Source organism: Trinickia caryophylli, from assembly GCF_034424545.1.
Classification (GTDB): Bacteria; Pseudomonadota; Gammaproteobacteria; order Burkholderiales; family Burkholderiaceae; genus Trinickia; species Trinickia caryophylli.
Window position 1 is genome coordinate 1,295,632 of record NZ_CP139970.1, and the last position, 22,910, is coordinate 1,318,541.

At 65.9% G+C, this 22,910-nt stretch carries 19 protein-coding genes and 1 pseudogene; 12 read left to right on the top strand and 8 right to left on the bottom strand.

From position 1 onward, the window contains the following. Positions 1–78: 78 nt before the first annotated feature. From tssC to U0034_RS05910, 3 genes are read right to left on the bottom strand one after another with little or no spacing between them, the layout of a single operon-like run. Positions 79–1,569, bottom strand: coding sequence for a type VI secretion system contractile sheath large subunit (gene tssC / locus U0034_RS05900; protein WP_085223471.1), 1,491 nt, complete (start codon positions 1,567–1,569; stop codon positions 79–81). A 13-nt stretch (positions 1,570–1,582) separates the two neighbouring features. Next, entirely contained in the window at positions 1,583–2,131 is a 549-nt protein-coding gene (tssB, locus tag U0034_RS05905; protein WP_085223469.1) for a type VI secretion system contractile sheath small subunit, read from the bottom strand. A gap of 43 nt (positions 2,132–2,174) precedes the next feature. Next, positions 2,175–2,834 (bottom strand): hypothetical protein, encoded by a 660-nt coding sequence (locus U0034_RS05910; RefSeq protein ID WP_085223467.1) that lies wholly within the window; start codon positions 2,832–2,834, stop codon positions 2,175–2,177. Positions 2,835–3,169: 335 nt separating this feature from the next. Here U0034_RS05910 and tssJ point away from each other — a divergent pair, with 335 nt between their 5' ends. The 3 genes from tssJ (at position 3,170) to icmH (ending at position 5,994) form a co-directional block, all read left to right on the top strand. Beyond that, positions 3,170–3,784, top strand: coding sequence for a type VI secretion system lipoprotein TssJ (gene tssJ / locus U0034_RS05915; protein WP_085223465.1), 615 nt, complete (start codon positions 3,170–3,172; stop codon positions 3,782–3,784). Positions 3,785–3,871: 87 nt separating this feature from the next. Further along, positions 3,872–5,218 (top strand): type VI secretion system baseplate subunit TssK, encoded by a 1,347-nt coding sequence (tssK, locus tag U0034_RS05920; RefSeq protein WP_085223463.1) that lies wholly within the window; start codon positions 3,872–3,874, stop codon positions 5,216–5,218. Then, positions 5,215–5,994: a type IVB secretion system protein IcmH/DotU gene (gene icmH, locus U0034_RS05925; protein WP_085223461.1), complete on the top strand. Its 780-nt coding sequence runs from the start codon at positions 5,215–5,217 to the stop codon at positions 5,992–5,994. The genes tssK and icmH overlap by 4 nt, the downstream gene beginning before the upstream one ends. Before the next feature lie 27 nt (positions 5,995–6,021). Here the strand turns inward: icmH and U0034_RS05930 are convergent, their stop codons facing one another. Both U0034_RS05930 and U0034_RS05935 read right to left on the bottom strand, forming a co-directional pair. Beyond that, positions 6,022–7,722, bottom strand: a complete 1,701-nt coding sequence (locus U0034_RS05930) for a SulP family inorganic anion transporter (protein ID WP_085223459.1) — start codon at positions 7,720–7,722, stop codon at positions 6,022–6,024. A 48-nt stretch (positions 7,723–7,770) separates the two neighbouring features. Next, complete coding sequence (locus U0034_RS05935) at positions 7,771–8,463, bottom strand: VTT domain-containing protein (protein ID WP_085223457.1); 693 nt, start codon at positions 8,461–8,463, stop codon at positions 7,771–7,773. A gap of 143 nt (positions 8,464–8,606) precedes the next feature. On the opposite strand from U0034_RS05935, the gene mutL reads away from it, so the two are divergent. Further along, complete coding sequence (gene mutL / locus U0034_RS05940; protein ID WP_085223455.1) at positions 8,607–10,622, top strand: DNA mismatch repair endonuclease MutL; 2,016 nt, start codon at positions 8,607–8,609, stop codon at positions 10,620–10,622. 5 nt (positions 10,623–10,627) lie between these two features. Beyond that, on the top strand, positions 10,628–11,572 hold the full coding sequence (miaA, locus tag U0034_RS05945) for a tRNA (adenosine(37)-N6)-dimethylallyltransferase MiaA (RefSeq protein ID WP_085223453.1): 945 nt from the start codon (positions 10,628–10,630) through the stop codon (positions 11,570–11,572). A gap of 160 nt (positions 11,573–11,732) precedes the next feature. Here miaA and purM read toward each other — a convergent pair whose 3' ends face one another. Next, positions 11,733–12,800 carry a phosphoribosylformylglycinamidine cyclo-ligase gene (gene purM, locus U0034_RS05950; RefSeq protein ID WP_085223452.1) on the bottom strand — a complete coding sequence of 356 codons (1,068 nt, stop codon included), beginning with the start codon at positions 12,798–12,800 and terminating at the stop codon, positions 11,733–11,735. Between the two features lie 192 nt (positions 12,801–12,992). On the opposite strand from purM, the gene U0034_RS05955 reads away from it, so the two are divergent. From U0034_RS05955 to panB, 7 genes and pseudogenes are all read left to right on the top strand, one after another. Next, complete coding sequence (locus U0034_RS05955) at positions 12,993–14,069, top strand: AI-2E family transporter (RefSeq protein ID WP_085223450.1); 1,077 nt, start codon at positions 12,993–12,995, stop codon at positions 14,067–14,069. 15 nt (positions 14,070–14,084) lie between these two features. Further along, a pseudogene (hda, locus tag U0034_RS05960) lies at positions 14,085–14,774 on the top strand (DnaA regulatory inactivator Hda); the annotation flags it as partial. Between the two features lie 275 nt (positions 14,775–15,049). After that, on the top strand, positions 15,050–15,736 hold the full coding sequence (locus tag U0034_RS05965) for a histidinol-phosphatase (protein WP_085223446.1): 687 nt from the start codon (positions 15,050–15,052) through the stop codon (positions 15,734–15,736). After that, a complete protein-coding gene (gene pcnB / locus U0034_RS05970; protein ID WP_085223444.1) occupies positions 15,733–17,355 on the top strand; it encodes a polynucleotide adenylyltransferase PcnB in 1,623 nt (540 codons plus the stop codon). Before U0034_RS05965 ends, pcnB begins: the two co-directional genes overlap by 4 nt. Before the next feature lie 63 nt (positions 17,356–17,418). After that, positions 17,419–18,054, top strand: coding sequence for a 2-amino-4-hydroxy-6-hydroxymethyldihydropteridine diphosphokinase (folK, locus tag U0034_RS05975; protein ID WP_085223442.1), 636 nt, complete (start codon positions 17,419–17,421; stop codon positions 18,052–18,054). Continuing rightward, positions 18,051–18,725 (top strand): deoxynucleoside kinase, encoded by a 675-nt coding sequence (locus U0034_RS05980; protein WP_085223439.1) that lies wholly within the window; start codon positions 18,051–18,053, stop codon positions 18,723–18,725. Before folK ends, U0034_RS05980 begins: the two co-directional genes overlap by 4 nt. 61 nt (positions 18,726–18,786) lie before the next feature. Then, a complete protein-coding gene (gene panB, locus U0034_RS05985; RefSeq protein ID WP_085223437.1) occupies positions 18,787–19,602 on the top strand; it encodes a 3-methyl-2-oxobutanoate hydroxymethyltransferase in 816 nt (271 codons plus the stop codon). Positions 19,603–19,665: 63 nt separating this feature from the next. Here the strand turns inward: panB and pabB are convergent, their stop codons facing one another. Both pabB and dnaJ read right to left on the bottom strand, forming a co-directional pair. Beyond that, the gene (gene pabB, locus U0034_RS05990; protein ID WP_085224384.1) at positions 19,666–21,591 is read right to left on the bottom strand and encodes an aminodeoxychorismate synthase component I; all 1,926 of its coding nucleotides are present in this window, start codon (positions 21,589–21,591) and stop codon (positions 19,666–19,668) included. Positions 21,592–21,675: 84 nt separating this feature from the next. Then, positions 21,676–22,803 (bottom strand): molecular chaperone DnaJ, encoded by a 1,128-nt coding sequence (gene dnaJ, locus U0034_RS05995; RefSeq protein ID WP_085224382.1) that lies wholly within the window; start codon positions 22,801–22,803, stop codon positions 21,676–21,678. Positions 22,804–22,910 lie beyond the last annotated feature (107 nt).

The window sequence follows — 22,910 nt, forward strand, 5'->3', positions numbered from 1 at the left end:
GGCCCTCTACTCCCGAAGTGGCGGTTGTTAACAGCAGGCCGGGCGCTGCGCGCCGGCCCGTTCAAAATTCAATTCAGGTTATGCGCCTGCCGGTTTCGGCAGATCAGCGACGAGCCGCAGTGAAATCGACAGCTCGTCGAGCTGAAAATGCGGCCGCAGGAATGCGACCGAACGATACGAACCCGGCTTGCCCGGAATCTCGGATACCTGGATCGACGCCTCGCGCAGCGGAAACTGCGCCTTTTGCTCTTGCGTGGCGTTGTCGTCGAGCAGCACGTACTGCGCGATCCAACGGTTCAGGAAGGTTTCGACGTTCTGCGCCGACGCGAAGCTGCCGATCTTGTCACGCATCATCGCCTTCAGGTAATGAGCGATTCGCGACACCGAGAAGATGTATTGCAGCTGCGCCGACAGCACCGCGTTCGCATTGGCGCTGTCGGTGTTGTATTTTTTGGGCCGCTGCACCGATTGCGCCGCGAAGAACGCCGCGTAGTCGGAATTCTTGCAATGCACGAGCGGTATGAAACCGAGGTCGCTCAGCTCTTTCTCGCGGCGATCCGTGATGGCGATCTCGGTCGGGCATTTGAGCGCGATTTCGCCGTCGTCGGTCTTGAAGGTGTGGGTCGGCAGATCCTCTACGAGCCCGCCGCCTTCCACGCCGCGAATCGCGGCGCACCAGCCGAAATCGTCGAACGCGGCAGTCAGCCGCGTGGCGAACGCCCACGCCGCATTGCACCACAGGTACTTGTTGTGATCGGTGCCGTCGACGTCTTCGACGAAGTTGAATTTGTCCGCGACCAGACCGTCTTTCGGATTGAACGGCAGGCGGCCCAGGTAGCGCGGCAGCGTGAGCCCGACGTAGCGCGAATCTTCCGACTCGCGGAACGACTTCCACTTCGCGTATTCGACCGTGTCGAACACCTTGCCGAGGTCGCGCGGCTTGCCGAGATCGGAATACGATTCGAGCCCGAGCAGTTCAGGCGAGGCCGACGTGATGAACGGCGCATGCGCGGCCGCCGCCACGTGAGACATCTGCTCGATGAAGTACATGTCCTCGGGCTGACGCGTGATCTCGAAGTCGCCCACGAGCGCACCGAACGGCGCACCGCCGAACGTGCCGAACTCCTCTTCGTAGATCTTCTTGAAGAGCGCGCTCTGGTCGAATTCGGCCGCGGCCTTGAAGTCGCGCACGATCTCGCGCTTGGCCGCGTTGAGCACGCGGATCTTGATGGTCGAGCCGGTGTTGCTCTCCTTGCAGAGATAGTCGAGGCCGCGCCACGTGCTTTCCATGCGCTGGAAAGCCGGAGCGTGCATCACTTCGCTGAGCTGCGCGGAAAGGAGGCGGTCGAGCTCGGCGATACGCGCGTCGAGCGTGGCCGAAAGATTGTCGGAGACGACGACCGTCCCCTCGAGCACCTGATGCGCGAGCTCGCTGATGAGATCCTTCGCACGCTCGTGCTCGGAATCGGATTTCGCGACCTTGCTCTTCTCGACGATTTCGTCGAGCAGGGAACTCGCTGCCGCAGTGTCGGGCTGAGCGACGCTCGCCGTGGCCGTTTGCTGATTCATCTCACACCCCGCTTTACTCTTCGCTCTTCTGATTCTGGTTCGGATCCTGATCCTGGCCGTCGGCCTCGGCCCGCCCGCCGGCGAGCGAGCGCACCTGCTCGGTATTCACGAGCACCTCGCCCAGCAGGCTCTCGAGCTTGTCGTTGCCGGCAAGCTTGTTGCGCAGATCGGCCAGCTTCGTGCGCGCTTCGAGCAGACGGCGCAGAGGCTCGATCTGCGAGACGACTTCGTCGGGATTGAAGTCGTCCATCGAACGGAAGCGCAGGTCCACGGCGAACGTGCCGCCTGCGTCACTGAGCTTGTTCTTCACCTGGTACGCGGCGCGCGGCTCGACGCCCTTCATCACGTCATCGAAATTGTCGCGATCGATGCTGACGAACTTGCGGTCGCGCAGCTTGGGCTGCTCGACTTCCGACTGACCGGCCAGATCCGCGACCACGCCGACGACGAACGGCAGCTCCTTGACCTCGATCGCGTCGCCACGCTCGACCTCGTACGTGAGCTGCACGCGCGGAGGACGCACCTTTTGCAGGCGCTTTTGGATACTCTCTTTCTTCGCCATCGACGGCTCCCCGAAACGAATGGTTGAATGAAACGGCCCGGCCTCAGCGCAGCGCGCTGAATGGATCGGCGCCGCCCGCCGCAGGCTTGCCTGCCGACTCGGCGGGCTTGGCTGCCGTTTCCGGCTTCGCAGCCGGCTGCTCGGCACCCGCTGCCTCTTTCTGCTGCCCGGCCACCGGGCGACGCACGATACGACGCTTCTTCATGGCCTGCTTCTTCTGCGCGACTTCCTCGGGAAAGAGCGCGTCCTGGCCGAGCGTGTCGCGCAGTTGATGCGCGAGCGCCTGGGCGTCGGTCTTCGCGTCGCCCGCGAGCGCTGCGTCCTGCCGCAATTCGCCCAGCGAGTCGGTAGCGACGCGCAGACCGGCCACGGCCAACACGCTCTTCGCCGCACGGTCCGTCGAATCGCGCTGCAGCGCCTCTTGCGCCGCGACGATTGCCTGCCCGTAATGGGCCTGGTCGAACTGAATCTGGGCAATGCGCGACCAGGGCTCTTCACGCGTCGGGTCGGCCTTGGTCAACTGCTGATAGAGCGCAAGCGCGCGGTCCTTGTCACCGGCCTTGGCGACCGTGTCCGCATCGGCCAGACCCTTGTTAAATGCCTCCGGCGTTTGATTGGCCGTGTTTTGAGTTGCGCAGCCCGCTATAGCGGCGCACACGAGCACGGCCGCGGAGAATTTGAGAGAAAGTCGCTGTTTCGTCATTTGTTGGTACCGCCTGGCGGTTTATTTAATTCGCCGGGAAAGTACAGCTTTGCTTTGCGGCGAGTGCGCGCGTATAGTACCGGCCAATTTTCCATAATTCAACTTCTGCCGCGTGATATACGTCATCCTCAAATTCCTTAACAAAGTATAGCGGCGCCGCAGGAGGAAACAATTTCCGAACCAATTCGGCATTAAATGGAATTGAAGCAAAATTTGCCGGAACGACGAGCTATACGAACTTGTCTGTCACGAGTCGGAGCTACCGATCGGCGACGTCCAACCGGCGCTTTTTTCTCCTCTACGCAACGGGTACCGGTAGAAACCGGAAGATGTAAATGAAGCCTTATTTCACGACTTGGATCGTGCCGCTCGCGGCATGCGTATTGCTCGGCGGGTGCGCAGCGGGGGTGTCGCTGCTCGGCGCGGCCGCCTCGTCGGCGCTGCAGGCCACGGGCCTCGGCAAGCCCGATGTGCCGGACTCGCAAAAGCCGCCGCGCAACGTCCCGCTGACGCTCGCAGCCGCGCCCAACCTGAATGCGGCCACCGACAACCATCCGCTCGCGCTCGTGGTGCGGCTCTATATATTGAAGGATCCGACTTCGTTCCAGCAGGCCTCGTTCGACGCGTTCACCGATCCGGCCAAGGAAAAAAGCGCGCTCGGGGCGGATCTGCTCAGCGTGCGCGAAGTCACGCTGATCCCGGGCCAGCGCTATCAAATGGTGGAAAAAGTCTCGCGCGAGGCCCAAGCCTTCGGCGTGGTCGCCCTGTTCCGCGACCCTGCGCTACGGCGTTGGAAATTCGCCTTCGATCCGGCGAAATCCGAGAAATCGGGCATAATGATCGGCCTTCACAACTGTGCAATGACCGTGACGAACGGCACCGTCATTCCACCGGACCCGGGGCTGCCCATGCCGCCGCTGAATTTGCTCTCGTCCGTCTCCTGCGGTTAAATTCACGGCAAAGCGCGACCAATGCAGGTTGAATGCAGCTTTACCACCGCGCCATGCGGCTCTTTGTCATAAACAAGCGGATTCGAGATGAGTTATTCGGCGAAATTGCTTTGGGGAGAGGGACTCTTTCTGAGGCCTCAGCATTTCCAGCAGCAAGACGCTTATCACGAGGCGCGCCTCGCGGAGTCGTTGCGCGCGCTGCAGCCTTTCAGCTGGGGGCTGCGTTCGGTACGGTTCGACGCCGATTCGCTCAGCAACAACTCGTTGCGCATCACCGAGCTTTCGCTCGTATTTCCCGACGGCACCCTCTATTCGGCACCGCAGGAGGATGTCCTGCCCGAGCCCGTCGCGCTGGAGACACTGCCTGAAGGTGTGGGCGAGTTCATGTTCTACCTTGCGATGCAGCCGCTGCGCGACGCGGGCGGCAACTATTCGAGCGCATCGGATGGCAGTTTTTCGGCGCGCTACGCGACGAAGCAGCAAGCGGTTGCCGACCTCTATACCGACGCGGCAACGGCGAGCCTTACGTTCCTGCAGCCGCGCGTCAAGCTGATCGGCCATAACGAGCCGCGCGCGCAGCTCGTCACCGTGCCGATCGCACGCCTGCACCGCACGGCCACCTCGGGCTTCGAACTCGACGAAACGTTCGTGCCGCCGTGCCTTTCGATCGAAGCGTCTCCGGTGCTGCATCAGCGCCTGCGCCAGCTCATCGACGCGCTGCAGGCCAAAGTGAGCGCGCTTTACGGTTTTCACCGCGAGCCGACCAAGAACATCATCGAGTTCCGCTCGGGCGACATCGCATCGTTCTGGCTGCTGCATACAGCCAACGCGGCCGCTGCGTCGCTGCTTCACCTGCTGCAGCACGCGGCACTGCATCCGGAGCGCCTCTTTCAGGAGTTGTTGCGGCTCGCGGGGCAGCTCATGACGTTCTCGAAGCAATACTCGCTCTCGGAGCTGCCCGTTTATCGCCACGACGAGCCGGGCCCCGCCTTCGCGTTGCTCGACACGATCGTGCGCGACCTGCTCGAAACCGTCATTTCGACGCGGCACTTCGCCATCGCCCTCGAGGAGGTGCGGCCGTCGTTTCATGTGGGCCGGCTCGATTCGGGCAAGATCGACGAAAAGACCACGTTTTTCATCGCCGTGTCGGCCGACCTGCCGCCCGTCGAACTCGTCGAGGCAGTGCCGGCGCGCTTCAAGGTCGGTGCCCCCGACGACGTCGACAAGCTCGTGCTCTCGGCCATGCCGGGCGTGCGCCTCGTCTACACGCCGCAGGTACCGCCAGCCGTGCCGGTGCGCCCGGGCGCGTGCTATTTCGCGCTGGAAGCCCGCGGCGCACTGTATGACCGGATGCTGCAAGCCCAATCGGCGATGATCTACACGCCGTCGGGCATCAACGATCTCAAACTCGAACTGATCGCCGTCACATCATGACCGAAGTCCCCTCCCTCTTCGGCGGCACGATGTCGCCCGCCGCGCCGATGCAAGGATCGGACGCGGCATTCCAGGCCCGCTCGCTGCGCGACCTGCTCTACGACGGCTTTTTCATGCTGTTCTTGCTCAAGGAGGGGCATGAGCCGGCCGATGCGGCGGAGTTCACCTCGCGCGTACAGGCGTTTCTCGCCGATTTCGAGCGCGGAGCAAAAAAACTGAACGTGCCGGCCGACGATGTCTATGCGGCGAAGTTCGCGTTTTGCGCGGCGATCGACGAAGCCGTGCTCTCGTCCCAGTTCAAGATCCGCGCGGACTGGGAACGCCGCCCGCTGCAGCTCGTACTGTTCGGCGAGCAGCTCGCGGGCGAGAAGTTCTTCGATCATCTCGAAGCCTGCCGCGCCCAGGGCGCAGCCCGGCTGCAGTCGCTCGAAGTCTTCCATATGTGCCTGCTGCTCGGCTTCCAGGGCAAATATCTGCTCGAGGGTCCGGAGAAGCTCTCCTACCTCACAGCACGGCTCGGCGACGAAATCGCGCACATGAAAGGCAAGCGTGCGGCCTTCGCCCCGCACTGGGCCCTGCCCGACCAGATCGCGCACCGGCTCAAGCACGAAGTGCCGCTCTGGACGATCGCCGCCGTATTCGCGTTGATCGGCCTTGGCGCGTTTTTTGGTCTTCACACCTACCTGCGCGATTCGACGTTGCGCACGCTCGCGCCCTACTCGCAGCTCGTCAAGCCCGAAGCCGAGTCGGCCAATCTGACGATCTCGCTGCCCTGACGCAAGAGCGGCTGGCCCACCGGCCGCTCATCCACTCATCGCACGTTCCGCCAGGACCGACTGCACGCATTCGTCGACGCTCAGTTCGCGCAGCGCCTGCGGTGGCAGGATGTCCTCGGCGGCGCGCGTCAAGGCCGCCAGCGCGCGCGGCTTGAGGCGCGCCAGTACGAGCCTCTGCCCGCGAGAACGCAATTCCGCGGCAAACACGAGGATCGCTTCGATGGCCGAACCGTCGACGTCGGGCGTTTCCTCGAGGCTCAGCATAACGGTCTGTGGCTTGTCCTCTCGCGAAGCCGCAAGCAAGCGCACTTCGCTCAGAACGCGTTCCGCGTTCGCGAAAAAGAGCGGCACTTCAGGGCGTACGATCAGGATCCCGTCGACAGGCTTCGCGTCCGCGTGAGCCGACACGTCGACGAAATCGTGGCTCTCGCGCAAGCGCCCGAGCACGCTGACGCTCGGCACCGAGAGGTCGCGCAGCGTGAGGAAAAGGCTCACCGCGATCGCGGCCAAGAGCCCATGCATGACGCCGAAAAGCAGCACGCCCGCGAGCGCCGCCACGGCGAGCAGACGGTCGCGTCGCCATTGCCAGTACGGGCGGAATATGCCTGGATTTATCGAATGGCTAACGGCATGAATGACGATAGCCGCGAGCACCGGCTCGGGAATGCGCGCGAGTTCGCCGAGCAGGAAAGTCACGACGAGCGCTACGACAAGCGCGGCGCACAGGCCCGCCAGGCGCGTTTGCGCACCCGCCGTCTCGTTGGCCGACGTCGCGGAGTAGCCCGCCCCCACCGGCATGCCTTGCAGCAGGCCCGAGACGAGATTGGCGCTCCCCAGCGCGATGAGGTCGCGATTGGCCGAGATCCGATCGCCATGCTTGAGGGCGAACGTACGAATCGAGCCGTACGATTCCGCATAGAGGATCAGCATCAGCGCGAAGGCCAGCTCCGTCGTCTGGAGCCATTCGGGGCGCCTGAAGGCCGGCAGGCCGAAGCGCACGTCACGCAGATCGATGCTGCCGACAACGCCGATTCCCCAATGCCGCCAGTCGACCCAGTGGCCGGCCCCGATGCCGAGCAGGATGACGACGAGCGTCGCCGGAATTCGCGCACTGCGGCCGAGCATGGATAGAATCGCGAGCGCGCCGACTCCGAGCGCCACGCTCGCGAGATTCCAATGCGGCGCCTGACGCAACAGGTCGTAGGCCATTCGCGGAGCGTCCGAGAACTGCGCCGTCACGCCGAGCACGCCCGGCAGTTGCTTGACGATGATCGTCAACGCCAGCCCGAACGCGAAGCCGCGCAGCACCGGTTTGGCGATGAAATCGGAAACACCCCCGAGCCGGGCAGCGCCTGCCAGCAGAAAGAGCGCACCTGTTGCGGCCACCAGCGCCGCGGCGACGGCGAGCGCGGGGCCGGAGACGGCGCTCACGGTGGCCGCCAACACCGCGGCAGACGACGATGTTGCCGAGACGATTGCGAAGCGGCTGCTTCCGGCGAGCGCATAGACGACGAGGCCCGCCAGCAAGGCGACGACTCCCGCCTGCGGCGGAAGGTTGGCGATACCGGCATAGGCGACCGCCTCGGGCAGCAGCAGCCCCGCGATCGAAAGCCCGGCGAGCACGTCTTTCGCCAAGCGCATGGCGCGCGGCGGCGGTGGCCCGGGCGGCGCGTAATGCGCAGGGTCCTGAAGGTGCCGCGCGGCGGCGTGTCCGGTGTCGATCGTCATGGTCGAAAACGCCGCATCGCCTCGAAGTTCGGGCCGCGCGCCGGGGCGTCAGCGGCCGCTTTGCTTATGCGCGACAGGCGGCGCGCTCTTGCGGCGCCACAGCTTCCAGAGCGCCGCCAACGCGACGGGGACGATGGCGGCCCCGATGCCGACAAGCACGATCACGTTCAGATACTGGCGCACGAACGGGATGTTGCCGAAGAAGTAGCCCGCCAATACGAGCAGCAGCACCCAGAGCAGCGCGCCAGCCACGTTGAAGAATTGAAATCGGCCGGCGCTCATCTCGGATACGCCGGCGACGAACGGTGCGAACGTGCGCACGACCGGGATGAAGCGCGCGAGCACGATCGTCTTGCCGCCATGGCGCTCGTAGAAGTCGTGCGTACGTTGCAATGCCTTGCGATCCAGGAACCGCTCGACGAACCGGATACGCGTTTTGAAGACCGCGGGGCCGATCGCCTTGCCGATGGCGAAGTTCAGGCTGTTGCCGGCAATCGATGCCAGCAGCAGCAGGCCGATCAGCGAGGCGAGATCCATTTTGCCGCTCGCACAGAACGCGCCGCCGATGAAGAGCAGCGAATCGCCGGGCAGAAACGGCAGAATGACGAGGCCGGTTTCGCAAAAGACGATCAGAAACAACACCGCATAGACCCAGGCGCCGTACTGGCTGACGAAATCGCCCAGAAATGCATCGATGTGCAGAACGAGCCCGGCAAAATGAAGCAGCGTATCCAAATGCATCCCTTATGAAGAAAAGCGCATGCGCCGCGCAAGCGGCGCCGGTCGCGCCATGATACCCAAACTGTCGGGCACGAAACCGAAACGGTGCCCTGGCGCCTGGGCCTCTGTCCGTTCGACAACCGGCCACTCGTTATAATCGCCGCATGTCCGAAATTCCCGAATCCTCGTCCGGCGCGGCTCTCGAGCGGGGCACACCCGAAATGCGGCGGCCCCGCGCCATCCAGCCGCTGCCCGACCAGTTGATCAGCCAGATCGCCGCAGGCGAAGTCGTCGAGCGGCCAGCCTCCGTCGTGAAGGAGCTGCTCGAAAACGCACTCGACGCCGGCGCAACGACGCTGCGCATCCTGCTCGACGGCGGCGGCGTGAAGCGGATCTCGATCGCCGACGACGGCTGCGGGATTCCGGCGGCGGAGCTGTCGCTCGCCCTGATGCGTCACGCTACGAGCAAGATTCGCTCGCTCGCCGAGCTGGAGGCCGTCGCGACGCTCGGGTTTCGTGGCGAGGCGCTTGCTTCGATTGCGTCGGTGGCCGAAACGTTCATTACGAGCCGCACGGCCGACGCCGCGCATGCCACGCGCATCGAAGCGCACACGGGCGCGCTTGCGCCCGCGGCGGGCGGTGTGGGTACGACGATCGAGGTCCGCGAGCTCTACTTCAACACGCCCGCGCGCCGGAAGTTCCTGAAGAGCGAGCAGACGGAACTCGGGCACTGCCTGGAAATGGTGCGCCGCGCGGCGCTTGCACGGCCCGACGTGGCAATTTCCGTGCTTCACAACGGTCGCGCGCTCGAGCACTGGAACGCGACGGAGCCGGCCCAGCGCGTGGCAGGCATTCTCGGCGACGCCTTTGCGCAGGCGCATCTTCCGTTGCAGGAGGAGGCCGGCCCGCTCGCGCTCTACGGCTGCGCCGGATTGCCGACGGCAAGCCGTGGCCGGGCGGACCAGCAATACTTCTTCGTGAACGGACGTTTCGTCCGCGACAAGCTGCTCACGCATGCCGTGCGCGCGGCCTACGAAGACGTTCTGCACGGGGACCGCTACCCGTCCTACGTGCTCTTTCTCGACCTGCCGCCCGAAGCCGTCGACGTCAACGTCCACCCGTCCAAGATCGAGGTGCGCTTTCGTGACTCGCGCGCGGTGCACCAGTTCGTCTTCCATGCACTCCAGCGCGCGCTGGCCCGGCATGCCGGCGCCTCGCCGGAAACGACGGCGGGCGGGCACGCCGTGCGACTGGAGGGACAGCCGCTGCCGGCGCAGGGGCAGCAGGGGTGGCCATCGCCGGTGCCCGCTTCGGCGCCGGGCACTGCCCCTTCCGCGGCCACCATCCGCCCCGGCACGACCTGGATGCGCGACTCGCGCATGGCCCAGGGCCGATTACCCATCGCCGAGCCTCTCGCGCTTTACGATGCGCTGTTCGGGCGCAAGGAGGCGGCGGCCGGCACGGGTACCAGCGCCATGGCGCCGATCGCCCCGGCCGGCGGCTTGACCGACGGTGCACAGGCCGGGCAGGCCCTGCCGTGGCTCGAAGCGCGCGACAGCGCAATGACTTTCGCCCCGGCGCACGGCGGCGACGACGATCACCCGCTCGGGTTCGCGCTCGGGCAGATCCATGGCATCTACGTACTCGCGCAAAACGCGCGCGGGCTCGTCATCGTCGACATGCACGCGGCCCACGAGCGCATTCTTTACGAACAGTTCAAGCGCGCGCTGGCAGAGCGCTCGATCGCCGTGCAGCCCCTGCTGCTGCCGATCTCGATGCCGGCCGATCCGGTCGAAATCGGCACGGTCGACGAGGAGCGCGAGACGCTCGAAGCGCTCGGCTTCGACCTGGCCGCGCTTTCGCCGACGACGCTCGCGATCCGCGCCGTGCCCGCGCTGCTCAAGGACGCCGACCTGCCCGCGCTTGCGCGCGCCGTGCTCGCCGACCTGCATGCGTACGGCGGCTCGCGCGTACTGACGGAGCAGCAGCACGAGTTGCTCGGCACACTTGCCTGCCATCATGCGGTGCGTGCCAACCGGCGCCTCACACTCGACGAAATGAACGCGCTGCTGCGCCAGATGGAGGCGACGGAGCGCGCGGACCAATGCAATCACGGGCGCCCGACGTGGTACCAGTTGACGCTCGGGGACCTGGACCGGCTCTTCATGCGCGGGCAGTAGGCGGCATGGGCGCAACGGTGATTGCCTGCCTGCTCGGTCCCACGGCGTCGGGCAAGACGGCGGCCGCACTCGAGGCGGCCGGGCGGCTGCCGCTCGAAATCGTCAGCGTGGATTCGGCGCTCGTCTACCGCGGCATGGACATCGGCACGGCAAAGCCGACGCCCGCCGAACGCGCGGCGGTGCCCCACCACCTCATTGACATCATCGAACCGACGGACGCCTACTCCGCCGCGCAGTTCCGCGCGGACGCCCTGCGGCTCGCCGGCGAGATTCTCGCGCGGGGGCGCACGCCGCTTTTCGTGGGCGGCACGATGCTCTATTACAAGGCTCTGGAACAGGGGCTGGACGATCTGCCGCCAGCCGATGCGCAACTCCGGGCCAACCTCGAGGCCGACGCCGCACGCGAGGGTTGGCCTGCGCTGCATGCGCGGCTCGCGACCGTGGACGCCGCAACGGCCGCTCGCCTCGCGCCAAACGATGCCCAGCGCATCCAGCGTGCGCTCGAGATCTTTCTGCTGACGGGGCGCCCGATGTCGGCGCTGATCGCCGAGGCGAGCGCCGCAAGGCAAACCGCCCCCTACCGTTTCGCGCCGATCGCGCTCGAGCCGTCCGATCGCTCAGTTCTGCACGAACGCATCGCGCGGCGCTTCGACGCCATGCTCGCAGCCGGCTTTGTCGACGAAGTGAGCGCGCTGCGTGCACGCGGAGATCTTCATGCCGCGCTGCCGTCGATGCGTTGCGTCGGCTACCGGCAGGCGTGGGAATACCTCGACGGCACGATCGATCGGGCCACGATGCGCGATAAAGGCGTATTCGCGACGCGCCAGCTCTGCAAACGGCAGCTCACCTGGCTGCGCTCGATGCCGCACCGCGTCGTCGTGGACTGCTGCGCCGCTTCGGCAACGCGCGATGCGGTACAGTCAATCGAGCGCGCGATCGGGGAGAATTGAACGGATTGAACCAATCGGACGCGGAGGGCAGGCGCGCCACCCGGATTGGATCGACGAACCGGCGCACGGGTAGCGCATAGCGGCAAAGCGTCGAAAAAAAACCGCCGGACGATGTCCAGGCGGTTTCTTCGAGGCCGCGCGAAACGCGCCGGCGCCCGCGTCAGACGACGATCGTCTGCGCCTCGCCTTCGCGGCGCTCGCGCACGGCGCCGATCTTCCAGACCTGTTCGCCCGCATCGCTCAGTTGGCGCACGGCTTCATCGGCATCGGCTGCCGCCACGATCACGGCCATGCCGATCCCGCAGTTGAAGACGCGGTGCATCTCGGCATCCGCCACGCCGCCGTGCTGCTGCAGCCACGAGAACAGCGGCGGCATCGGCCAGGCCTTGCCGTCGAGCTCGGCCGTCAGGCCATCGGCCAGCACGCGCGGGATGTTCTCCACCAGACCGCCGCCCGTGATGTGCGCCATGCCCTTCACGGCGATGCTTTGCATCAGTGCCAGCAGGGGTTTCACGTAGATGCGCGTGGGCGCCATCAGCGCGTCGGCCAGCGAGCGGCCGTGGAAGTCCGCCGAAAGATCGGGGTTGGCGCGCTCGATGATCTTGCGCACGAGCGAAAACCCGTTCGAATGGATGCCGCTCGACGCGAGGCCGAGCACCACGTCGCCCGGGACGATGGTGCTGCCGTCGATGATCTTGCTCTTTTCCACCGCGCCAACGGCGAAGCCCGCGAGATCGTACTCGCCGTCAGGGTACATGCCCGGCATTTCCGCCGTTTCGCCGCCGATCAGCGCGCAGCCCGCAAGCTCGCAGCCCTGGGCGATTCCCTTGACGACGGTGGCGGCCGTGGCCACGTCGAGCTTGCCGCAGGCGAAGTAGTCGAGGAAGAACAGCGGTTCCGCGCCCTGCACGAGGATGTCGTTGACGCTCATGGCCACGAGATCCTGGCCGACCGTGTCGTGCTTGTTCAGATGAAAGGCGAGCTTGAGCTTGGTGCCGACGCCGTCCGTGCCCGAAACGAGCACCGGCTCGCGGTACTTCTTCGGCACCTCGAAGAGCGCGCCGAACCCGCCGATACCGCCGAGCACGCCGTCGCGCAGCGTCTTCTTCGCAAAGGGCTTGATCGCATCGACGAGCGCGTCGCCGGCGTCGATGTCGACGCCCGCGTCGCGATACGACAGGCCTTGTGCCGGATCTTGTCCGTCCTGAGCGGATTTCGGTTGATTCATGGGGAAGTGCGAGAAGGTCGGTAAAATGCGATTTTACCCGATGCGGATGGGTGGTAGCGCTTTGGCGATTCCCCCGTCCGTGCACGGTTGCCGATCCGGTGCCGGCGCGTTGGCGCCCATCCGGTTCCCTACACAGTTGCCGGCCGGTCGGCTCGCCCGGTTTCGCCGCACGGCCCTCACCTCGGAACGCCCTTGTCGCAGAACTCACCGCTCCTCACGCCGTATCAACGCCAGGCGATCTTCTGGGGCACGGTCGCGCTCGTGCTCGGCATCCTGCTGTCGCTGCTGCGCCCGGTGCTCACGCCGTTTTTGCTCGGCGCCATCATCGCCTATATCCTGCAGCCCGGCGTGGCCTGGCTCGTGCGCCATCGCGTGCCGCGCGGCGTCGCCGCCTTGCTGATGATGCTCGTGTTCGCGTTGCTCGTCGTGCTGCTTGCGCTGCTGCTCGTCGCCGTGGTGCAGCGCGAGCTGCCCCAGTTGCAGCGGCAGATTCCAGCGCTCACGGCACGCCTGCACGACTGGGCGCAACCCAAGCTCGCCTTCGTCGGGCTGGCCGACGTACTCGATTTCTCGAGCTTGAGGGACATGCTCTCGAGCCAGATCGAAAGCAGCGCGCAGGCGTTCGCGCTCGCCGCATGGAAGTCGCTGCGCACGAGCAGCAACGTCATGATCACGCTTGTCGGCAACCTCGTCATGGTACCGCTCGTGCTCTACTACCTGCTCTACGACTGGAACATGATGCTCGCGCGCGTGGCCGCGCTCGTGCCACGGCGCTGGCTCGACAAGACGAGCGAGCTCGTCGTCGAGATGGACCGTATGCTGTCGCAGTACCTGCGCGGCCAGCTGCTGGTCATGTGCGTGCTCGCCGTCTACTACGTGATCGCGCTCAGCATCGCGCGCTTCGAGATCGCCGTTCCCGTCGGCATTTTCACGGGCCTCGCCGTCTTTATTCCGTACGTCGGCTACGCCACGGGGCTCGCGCTCGCCCTGCTCGCCGCGCTGCTGCAGTTCGGCGACTGGTATGGCTTCGTTGCGGTGGCCATCATCTACGGTATCGGCCAGGTGCTCGAGAGCTTCATCCTCACGCCGCGGCTCGTCGGCGAACGCATTGGCCTGCATCCGCTCGCCGTGATCTTCGCCTTGCTTGCCTTCGGGCAGCTGTTCGGCTTTTTCGGCGTGCTGCTCGCGCTGCCCGTGAGCGCGATTCTCTCGACCGCGCTGCGCGAAATGCGCCGCGGCTATCTGGCGAGCGGACTTTACAAGAACTGACCGATTACGCTCATCGTGACTGTGCATCGCCAACTGACGCTCGACCTCGGCACGCCTCCGCCGTCGACGTTCGACAACTTCTTCGCCGGCGCCAACGCCGAGCTCGTTTCACGGCTCGCGGCGCTCGAAAGCGCGCTGGCCGCGGGCCCGGTTCCCGATCGCACCTACTACGTATGGGGTGAGCCCGGCAGCGGGCGCAGCCATTTGCTGGCCGCGCTGGTGCATAGCGCGGGGCCGGGGCGCGGCCGCTTCATCGGGCCGCAAAGCGGGCTCGCGGCGTTCGCGTTCTCCGCCGAGGTGCCGATCTACGCCGTGGACGACTGCGACCGGCTTTCCGGCGCGCAGCAAATTGCGCTCTTCAATCTATTCAACGAGGTGCGCGCGCATCCCGGCGCCGCGCTCGTCGCAGCCGGCAATGCCGCGCCGATCGCCCTCGACGTGCGCGAAGACCTGCGCACGCGGCTCGGCTGGGGCCTCGTGTTCCATCTCGCGCCGCTGCCGGACGAGCGCAAGGCCGCCGTGCTCAAGCATGCCGCCAAGGAGCGTGGCCTCGCGCTCGCCGAAGACGTACCCGCCTACCTGCTCACGCATTTCCGCCGCGACATGCCGAGCCTCATGGCGCTGCTCGACGCACTCGACCGTTTCTCGCTCGAGCAAAAGCGCGCCGTCACGCTGCCGCTTCTGCGCACGATGCTCGCGCAGCCGCCCGAGCAACTGCGCGGGGAAACGCCGGGAAAGGCATCCGAATCCTCCGCTGCCGACGAGGCGCACGACGGGGCGCTCGGCGAGGGGTCGGACGAGGCCGTGGCGGCGGAAAATACACCTGCGCCGCCAGCCTCGGCCCCCGAGCCGGACGCCGCCCCCAGGCCGCCGCGCGCTCCCCGGCAGGCGTCGCTCTGGGATGCCGGCGACACCCCGGCGGATACGCCCCGCGATGGGCTACCCGCTCCCCGTGGCAGCTTCGAGTAAAATGCGCCCTCATGACGAATCTCGCTCTCTTCGATCTCGATCACACGCTCATTCCGACTGACAGCGACCACGAATGGGGCCGCTTCATGGTGAGGCTCGGCATTGTCGACGCCGAAACCTTCATGCGCGATGTCGATCGCTTCTATGCCGACTACAAGACCGGTCAGCTCGATATCCACGCCTATCTGGAAACGATGCTGACGCCGCTTGCCCGGTACTCGCGCGCGCAACTCGCGGCCTGGCATGAGCAGTTCATGCACGAAGTCATCCGGCCGGCACTCGTACCGGCCGCGCTCGAACTCGTGCGCAAGCACCAGGACAACGGCGACCTCTGCTGCATCGTCACCGCGACGAACGAATTCATCACGCGCCCGATCGCCGACGCATTCGGCGTCGAAATGCTGATCGCCTGCGAGGTGGAAACGGTCGACGGCCAGCCGCACTCGCCGTTCACGGGCCGAGGCGCCGGCACGCCGAGCTACCGTGAAGGCAAGATCGTGCGTGTCGAGGCGTGGCTCGCCTCGCTCGGCAAGACACTCGCCGATTTCGAACACAGCTGGTTCTACAGCGACTCGCACAACGACATTCCGCTGCTCGAGAAAGTCACCGATCCGATCGCGACCAACCCCGATGCAACGCTGCGGGCTCACGCCGAAGCAAAAGGCTGGCGCATCCTCGATCTGTTCCAACCGTCGTGATCAAGAAACTCATCCGCAAGCTGCTCGGCCAGAATACGGCCGCCCCCGTCGACACCCCGGCGCCCGAGGCCGTGGGCGACGCCGCGCCCGTCGAGGCGAAACTCGAGGCGAAACGCTCGAGCCGCGCCCCGAAGCCGCGCGGCAATGGCTCGCGCGCCGCGCGCGGCGCCGATGCGCCTGAGCCCGACGCACCCGTCATCCTGTCGTCCGACATCCATGGGATCGACCCCACGCTCATTTCGCGCAACGCCGTGCGCGTCACCGACACGCTCCAGCAGGCCGGCTACCGCGCCTTCATCGTGGGCGGGGCCGTGCGCGATCTGCTGCTCGGAATCGCACCGAAGGACTTCGACGTCGCCACCGATGCCACGCCCGACGAGGTGCAGCGGCTCTTTCGCCGGGCGCGCCTGATCGGCCGGCGCTTCCAGATCGTGCACGTCCAGTTCGGGCAAGAGATCATCGAAGTGTCGACTTTCCGCGCGCTCGTGGATGCGGCGCCGGCCGTCGAGGCCCCTGCCGCGGGCCCGGCGCCGGGCCGGCGCCAGCGGCGCGAGGAACTCGATCGCCGCACGCATGCCGTGGACGCGAGCGGACGCGTGCTGCGCGACAACGTCTGGGGCGAACAGCACGAGGATGCAACGCGGCGCGACTTCACGATCAACGCGATGTATTACGACCCGGCCACGCAAACGGTGCTCGACTACCACAACGGTATGGACGACATCCGCGCGCGCGTGCTGAAGATGATCGGCGATCCCGCCACGCGCTACCGCGAGGATCCGGTGCGCATGCTGCGCGTCGTGCGCTTCGCAGCGAAGCTCGGCTTCGAGATCGACGACGCTACGCGCAACCCGATCAAGCCACTCGCCGACCTCATCCACAACGTACCGGCGGCTCGCCTTTTCGACGAGATGCTGAAGCTGTTGCTCTCGGGGCATGCGCTCGCCTGCCTGAAGCAATTGCGCAAGGAAGGCCTTCATCACGGGCTGCTGCCATTGCTGGACGTCGTGCTCGAACAGCCGCACGGCGAATCGTTCATCACGCTCGCGCTCAACAACACGGATGCGCGCGTGCGTGCCGGCAAACCCGTCTCACCGGGCTTCCTGTTCGCGACACTGCTTTGGCACGACGTGCAACAGCGCGCGCAGGGGTTCGAGCGCGCCGGCGAGTACCCGGTTCCCGCGCTGCACCACGCGATGGACGACGTGCTCGACATGCAGACCGAAAAACTCGCGATCCACAAGCGGTTTTCGGCCGACATGCGCGAGATCTGGGGTCTGCAGTCGCGCCTCGAAAAACGCTCGGGCCGCAGCGCGCTGAGGCTGCTCGAACACCAAAGATTTAGAGCGGGGTATGATTTCCTCCTGCTGCGCTGTGAATCGGGCGAGTTGGACCCGGCCATCGGCGAATGGTGGACGGCGTTCATCGAAGGCGATACAGCCGAGCGGGAAGCCCTGCTCGCGCATGGCGACAAGGAGCGCGCGCCGCGCAAACGCCGCCGTCGCGGTGGCAAAGGCCGCAAGGCCGGCAGCGAAGCGACGCCCGGCGACGAATCGCCCGGCGATTCGTCGGCAAACGACGCAGGTACGGCGGCAACGCACGACCTGCGCGAGGACTGACGAACCGGCCGGCCAGCGCGAAGGGCCAAGTAATGAAGTGGTGAAGTCGTAGGAAGCCATGTCATGACGGTTGCATATCTCGGCCTCGGTGCGAATCTCGGCGACGCCCGCCAGTCCCTGAAGGACGCGGTCGTCTGCCTTGCCCAGCAGCAGACGATCACGGTGCTCGCCAAATCGAGCCTCTACCGTACCGCGCCGATCGACGCACAGGGCGACGACTACTACAATCTCGTCGTCAAAATCGAAACATCGCTCTCGCCCCACTCGCTGCTCGGGCTGTGCCATAGCATCGAGCATCATTTCGGCCGCGAGCGGCCGTTTCGCAATGCGCCCCGCACGCTCGACATCGACATCGTCCTCTTCGGCGACGAGAGGTTCGATGCGCCCGACCTCGTGATTCCGCACCCGCGTGCGGCCGAGCGCGCGTTCGTGCTCGTGCCGCTCGTTGAAATCGACGTCGACGCGACGATCCCAGGCGTGGGACCGGCGCAAGCGCTGCTGTCGGCTGTCGCCGATCAGCGGATCGAGAAGGTGCAGACGTGCCGTTGCATGGCGCTGGATAAACTGCGGGCAAAAGCCGGCGGTTCACGTGACGATACGTCGGGCGTCGATACGTCGGGCGTCGATACGTCGGGGGGCACGCCACCGGGCAATGCCTCGCCTCACGGCGCGGAGCCGGCCAAGAGCGGATGCCAATGAACGCGCCAGCACTCACCGTCACAGCCCCGCAGCGGCAAAGCCCATACCGCTATCTCGCCGTCGAGGGTCCGATCGGCGCGGGCAAGACGTCGCTTGCGCGCCGGCTTGCCGAGCGATGGGCGATGACCGAGCTTTTCGAGCGCCCGAACGACAATCCGTTTCTCGAGCGTTTCTACGGCGACATGGCGCGCTACGCGTTACCCACCGAGCTGCAATTTGCGCTGCAGCGCGCCGGGCAGGCGCGCGAGGCAGCGGCGTCGCTGGCGGTGGGACGGCCGCTCATCGCCGATTTCATAACGCAAAAAAGTGACATCTTCGCGCGACTGACACTCTCCGACGACGAATGGGCGCTTTACCGCACGCTGGCAGCCGGGCTTGCGGCGAGCGGCCCCCAGCCGGATCTCGTGGTGTACCTCCAGGCAAGCCCGCCCACGCTGCTCGAACGCGTGCGCAAACGAGCGCGGCCCGAGGAGACGCCGATGTCCGAGGCGTATCTGCGAAAGCTCGCCGAGGCCTACGATCAGTTCTTCTATCACTATGACGGCAGCCCGGTGCTCACGGTCAATACCGAGCACCTGAATCCGCTCGAATCGGAGGCGGATTTCGCGCTCGTCGTCGAGCGCATCGAAACGATGCGCGGGCGCAAGGCCAGCTTCGTCAAAGCACAGTGAGACGCGGCATGGCCACATGCGCCGTGCCGGCTCCCCCCTCTTTTCGAGAACGAGACGTCAGATGACTTATCTGCAGGAAACCAGCCGGCCCAAAGTCACCGTGCCGAAGCTGCAAGCCATGCGCGAAACCGGCGAAAAAATCACCATGCTCACCTGCTACGACGCGAGCTTCGCGTCGCTGCTCGACCGGGCAGGCGTGGACTCGTTGCTGATTGGCGACTCGCTCGGCAACGTGTTGCAGGGCCACTCGACGACGTTGCCCGTCACGCTCGACGACATCGCCTATCACACGGCGTGCGTTGCCCGTGCCGCACCGCGCGCGCTCGTCATTGCCGATCTGCCGTTCGGCACCTACGGCACGCCGGCCGACGCATTCGCAAGCGCCGTCAAGGTCATGCGCGCCGGTGCCCAAATGATCAAGATCGAAGGCGGCGAATGGCTGGCCGATACGATCCGGTTTCTCGTGGAGCGCTCAGTACCCGTATGCGCGCACATCGGCCTGACGCCGCAATCGGTGCATGCGTTCGGTGGATTCAAGGTGCAGGGAAAGACGGAGGCGGGAGCGGCCCAACTCGTTAGCGACGCCCGCGCCGTGCAGGACGCCGGCGCACAGTTGGTCGTGCTCGAGGCAATCCCGTCCGCCGTTGCCGCCGGCGTGACCAACGAGCTGCGCATTCCGACAATCGGTATCGGCGCCGGCGTCGACTGCTCGGGCCAAGTGCTCGTCCTGCACGATATGCTCGGAATCTTCCCCGGCAAGGCGGCACGGTTCGTGAAGGACTTCATGGCCGGCGCCCCGAGCATTCAGGCCGCCATCGAATCCTACGTGCGGGCCGTGAAAGAAGGCACCTTCCCCGCCCCCGAGCACGAGTTCTGAGCGGCGGGTGCGGCATGCCGGCGAGCGCGCTCGCCGGCCTTCATCGCTCCATCGCCCGGAACCTCAGGCCGTATCGGCGCCATACCGGACGATTTGAGCCGGCAGTGCGCCGCGCAGCGCGTTGCAGACGACAATCGCTTCGGCATGAATCAGGTCGTCCATCGTCAGCGTGCGTTCGCGTGCGCCAAATGCAGCGTCGTCGAGCAGCGCCGCGCGCATGACGCCCGGCAGTACGCCGGCCGAGAGCGGCGGAGTCCACCAGGCGCCATCGCGCTTGACGAACACATTCGTGCGGCCGCCTTCCGTCAGCTCGCCGCGCTCGTTGAAGAACAGCATATCGAACGCACCTCGCGCTTCGGCTTCGCGCCAGCCGCGGTCGTAGCTCGCACGGCGTGTGGTTTTGTGCCCGAGCAGCCAATCGTCGGAGCGCATCGGCGGCACGCCGTACTCGGTAGAAAGCAGTACGCCCACAACGGGCAGCCCACCCTGCTGCCGCCCTTCCCACCCCTCGAGCGGCGCAAGTGGGGCCGCGGTGATTTCAACGCGGCCATCTTTCGCCAGTGCGAGGCGAAACCGCTGCAGACCGCTTGCGGGCAACTGAGCGCAGCGATCGGCAACCTGCGCACGCAGTACCGCCTCGTCGAACGCGAACCCGAGTGTCGCAGCACTGCGGCCGAGGCGCGCGAGATGGCGGTCGAGATACGCGACGCCCGCGGCGCGGGTCGCCTGCATCGTTTCGAATAGCTGAAAGCCGGGATCGGCACCGGTCAAGAACCGCGCCTTGAGCCGGCATTCGGCATACTCGTCCGCCGCCACACTGTCCAGCACGATGCCGCCACCGACACCCATCGTGCCCCGGCGCAAGCCCGTGTTGGTGTCGATGGCGCCGAGCGTCAGCGTGCGAATGGTCACCGAGAGGCAAAAGTCTCCGCATTCGCCCTCTCGCATGCCGGCACCATGCCGCGCGGCATCGAGCCAGCCTAGCGTGCCGGTGTAGAGGCCGCGCGGCGTCGTCTCGATCTCGTCGATGAGTTCCATCGTTCGATGCTTCGGCGCACCCGTGATCGAGCCGCATGGAAAGAGCGCTCGAATGAGCCCCGCAAATGAGACGCCATCGGCCAGTTCGGCCTCGATCGTGGACGTCATCGCCCAGATCGATGGATAGGGCTCGACCGAAAAGAGCGCCGGCACGTGAACCGAGCCGGTCGCCGCGACCCGCGATACGTCGTTGCGCAACAGGTCGACGATCATGAGATTCTCGGCGCGGTTTTTCGGATCGCTGCGCAAAAACGCCTCGGCCCGCGCATCGTCTTCGGGCGTGGCACCACGTGCCGTCGTGCCTTTCATCGGCCGCGTGCGCAGGCGCGAGCCGGTCTTTTCGACAAAGAGCTCAGGCGAACACGACACGACCCATTCGTCACCCGGCAAGGCAATGAGCGCGCCATAGCGCACCGGCTGCCGCGCCCTCAGCCGCCGGTAAAGCGCAACCGGCGGGCCGAACACGTCGAAGAACAGGCGGTACGTGTAGTTGATTTGATACGACTCGCCGGCAACAAGGGCCTCGTGAACCGCGGCGATGGCGTCATCGAAGGCTTGCGCGCCAACGCTCTGCTCCACGTTCGCCGCCCCGGCCACCGACGGCTCCGGCCTCCCCCCGTCGGCCGCGACGAGCCATGCGTCCACTTGCGCCCGCGCGAGTTTCTCGCAGTGTTCGAACAACAAAAAACGCAGCGTGCCCGATTGGCGCCGCTGCGTCAGTCCATCGCCCTTCAAATGCAGATCGCGGCCGAACTCGTAGTCTCCAAGCACGACCGCATGAAGGCCGCCCCGCATGGCAGCCCGCACCGCTTCGCATGCCGCCTCGAGCCCGGCCCCCTCGCCGCATACTTGCTCGCGAACGAATCCCGTATACAACCGACTCGTGCGACGCTGATCGCTCGCATCGCAATCATCCAGCAGCGCGAACACCGTGCCGCACTCGTCTGCCATCATCTATCCACTCGCTGCGACGACCACGAACCCATTGGTGCCCGGCCGGGCTCGCGCCCAGTCGCGTCACCCCGCGTCACGGTCTCAATCAAAAAAGCTCTTCACCCGGTCGAACCAGCTTTTGCTTTGGGGGCTGTGACGCGGCCCCCCCTCCACGAGCGATTTCTCGAACTGGCGCAGCAAGTCGCGCTGGGCGTCGGTCAGCTTCACGGGCGTCTCCACCAGGACGTGCACGTACAGATCGCCGGGCACGCTCGAACGCAAGCCCTTGATGCCCTTGCCGCGCAGCCGGAACGTCTTGGCTGACTGCGTGCCTTCCGGTACCGTAAAGCTCGCACGGCCCGCGAGCGTGGGCACTTCGATCTCGCCGCCGAGCGCCGCCGTCGTGAACGGAATCGGCATCTGGCAGTGCAGATCGTCGCCCTCGCGCTCGAATACCGAGTGCGACTTGATATGGATCTCCACGTAGAGATCGCCGGGAGGCCCGCCGTTGAGCCCCGGCTCGCCGTTGCCCGAGGAGCGGATCCGCATGCCGTCGTCGATGCCGGCGGGAATCTTCACTTCGAGTGTCTTCGTTTCCTTCACCTTGCCGGCACCGTGGCAATGCGCGCATGGATCGGGAATATGGGTGCCGCTGCCATGGCACTTCGGGCACGTCTGCTGAATGCTGAAAAAGCCCTGCGACATGCGCACTGCGCCGGAGCCGTGACAAGTCGGGCAGGTTTCGGGCTTCGTGCCGGGCTTCGCGCCCGAGCCGTGGCAGACCTCGCACGAAACCCAACTCGGCACGCGGATTTGCGTCTCGCAGCCGTGCGCGGCCTGCTCCAGCGTGATCTCCATGCTGTAGCGCAGATCGGCGCCGCGATAGACCTGCGGGCCCGCGCGACGGTTGCCGCCCGCGGCCTGACCGAAGATATCGCCGAAGATGTCGCCGAACGCATCGGCGAAGCCGCCGAAACCCTGCGCGCCGGCGCCGGCCATGTTCGGATCGACGCCCGCATGCCCGTACTGATCGTAAGCCGCCCGCTTTTGCGGCTCGGAGAGCATTTCGTAAGCCTCCTTGGCTTCCTTGAAGTGCTCTTCCGCGTTCTTGTTGTCCGGATTGCGGTCGGGGTGGTACTTCATCGCGAGCTTGCGATATGCCTTCTTGATCTCGTCATCGCTCGCGTTTTTCGCAACGCCCAGAACCTCGTAGTAATCCCTTTTCGCCATCGGTTCGCCGCCGGCCACGCGCCACGCGCGGCCGCTCCTTTCCCATGCTGTCGAGTCTCGCGACCCGTTCGGCGTGTGTACCGCGGCCGGCCAGACAAGCCGCGGCG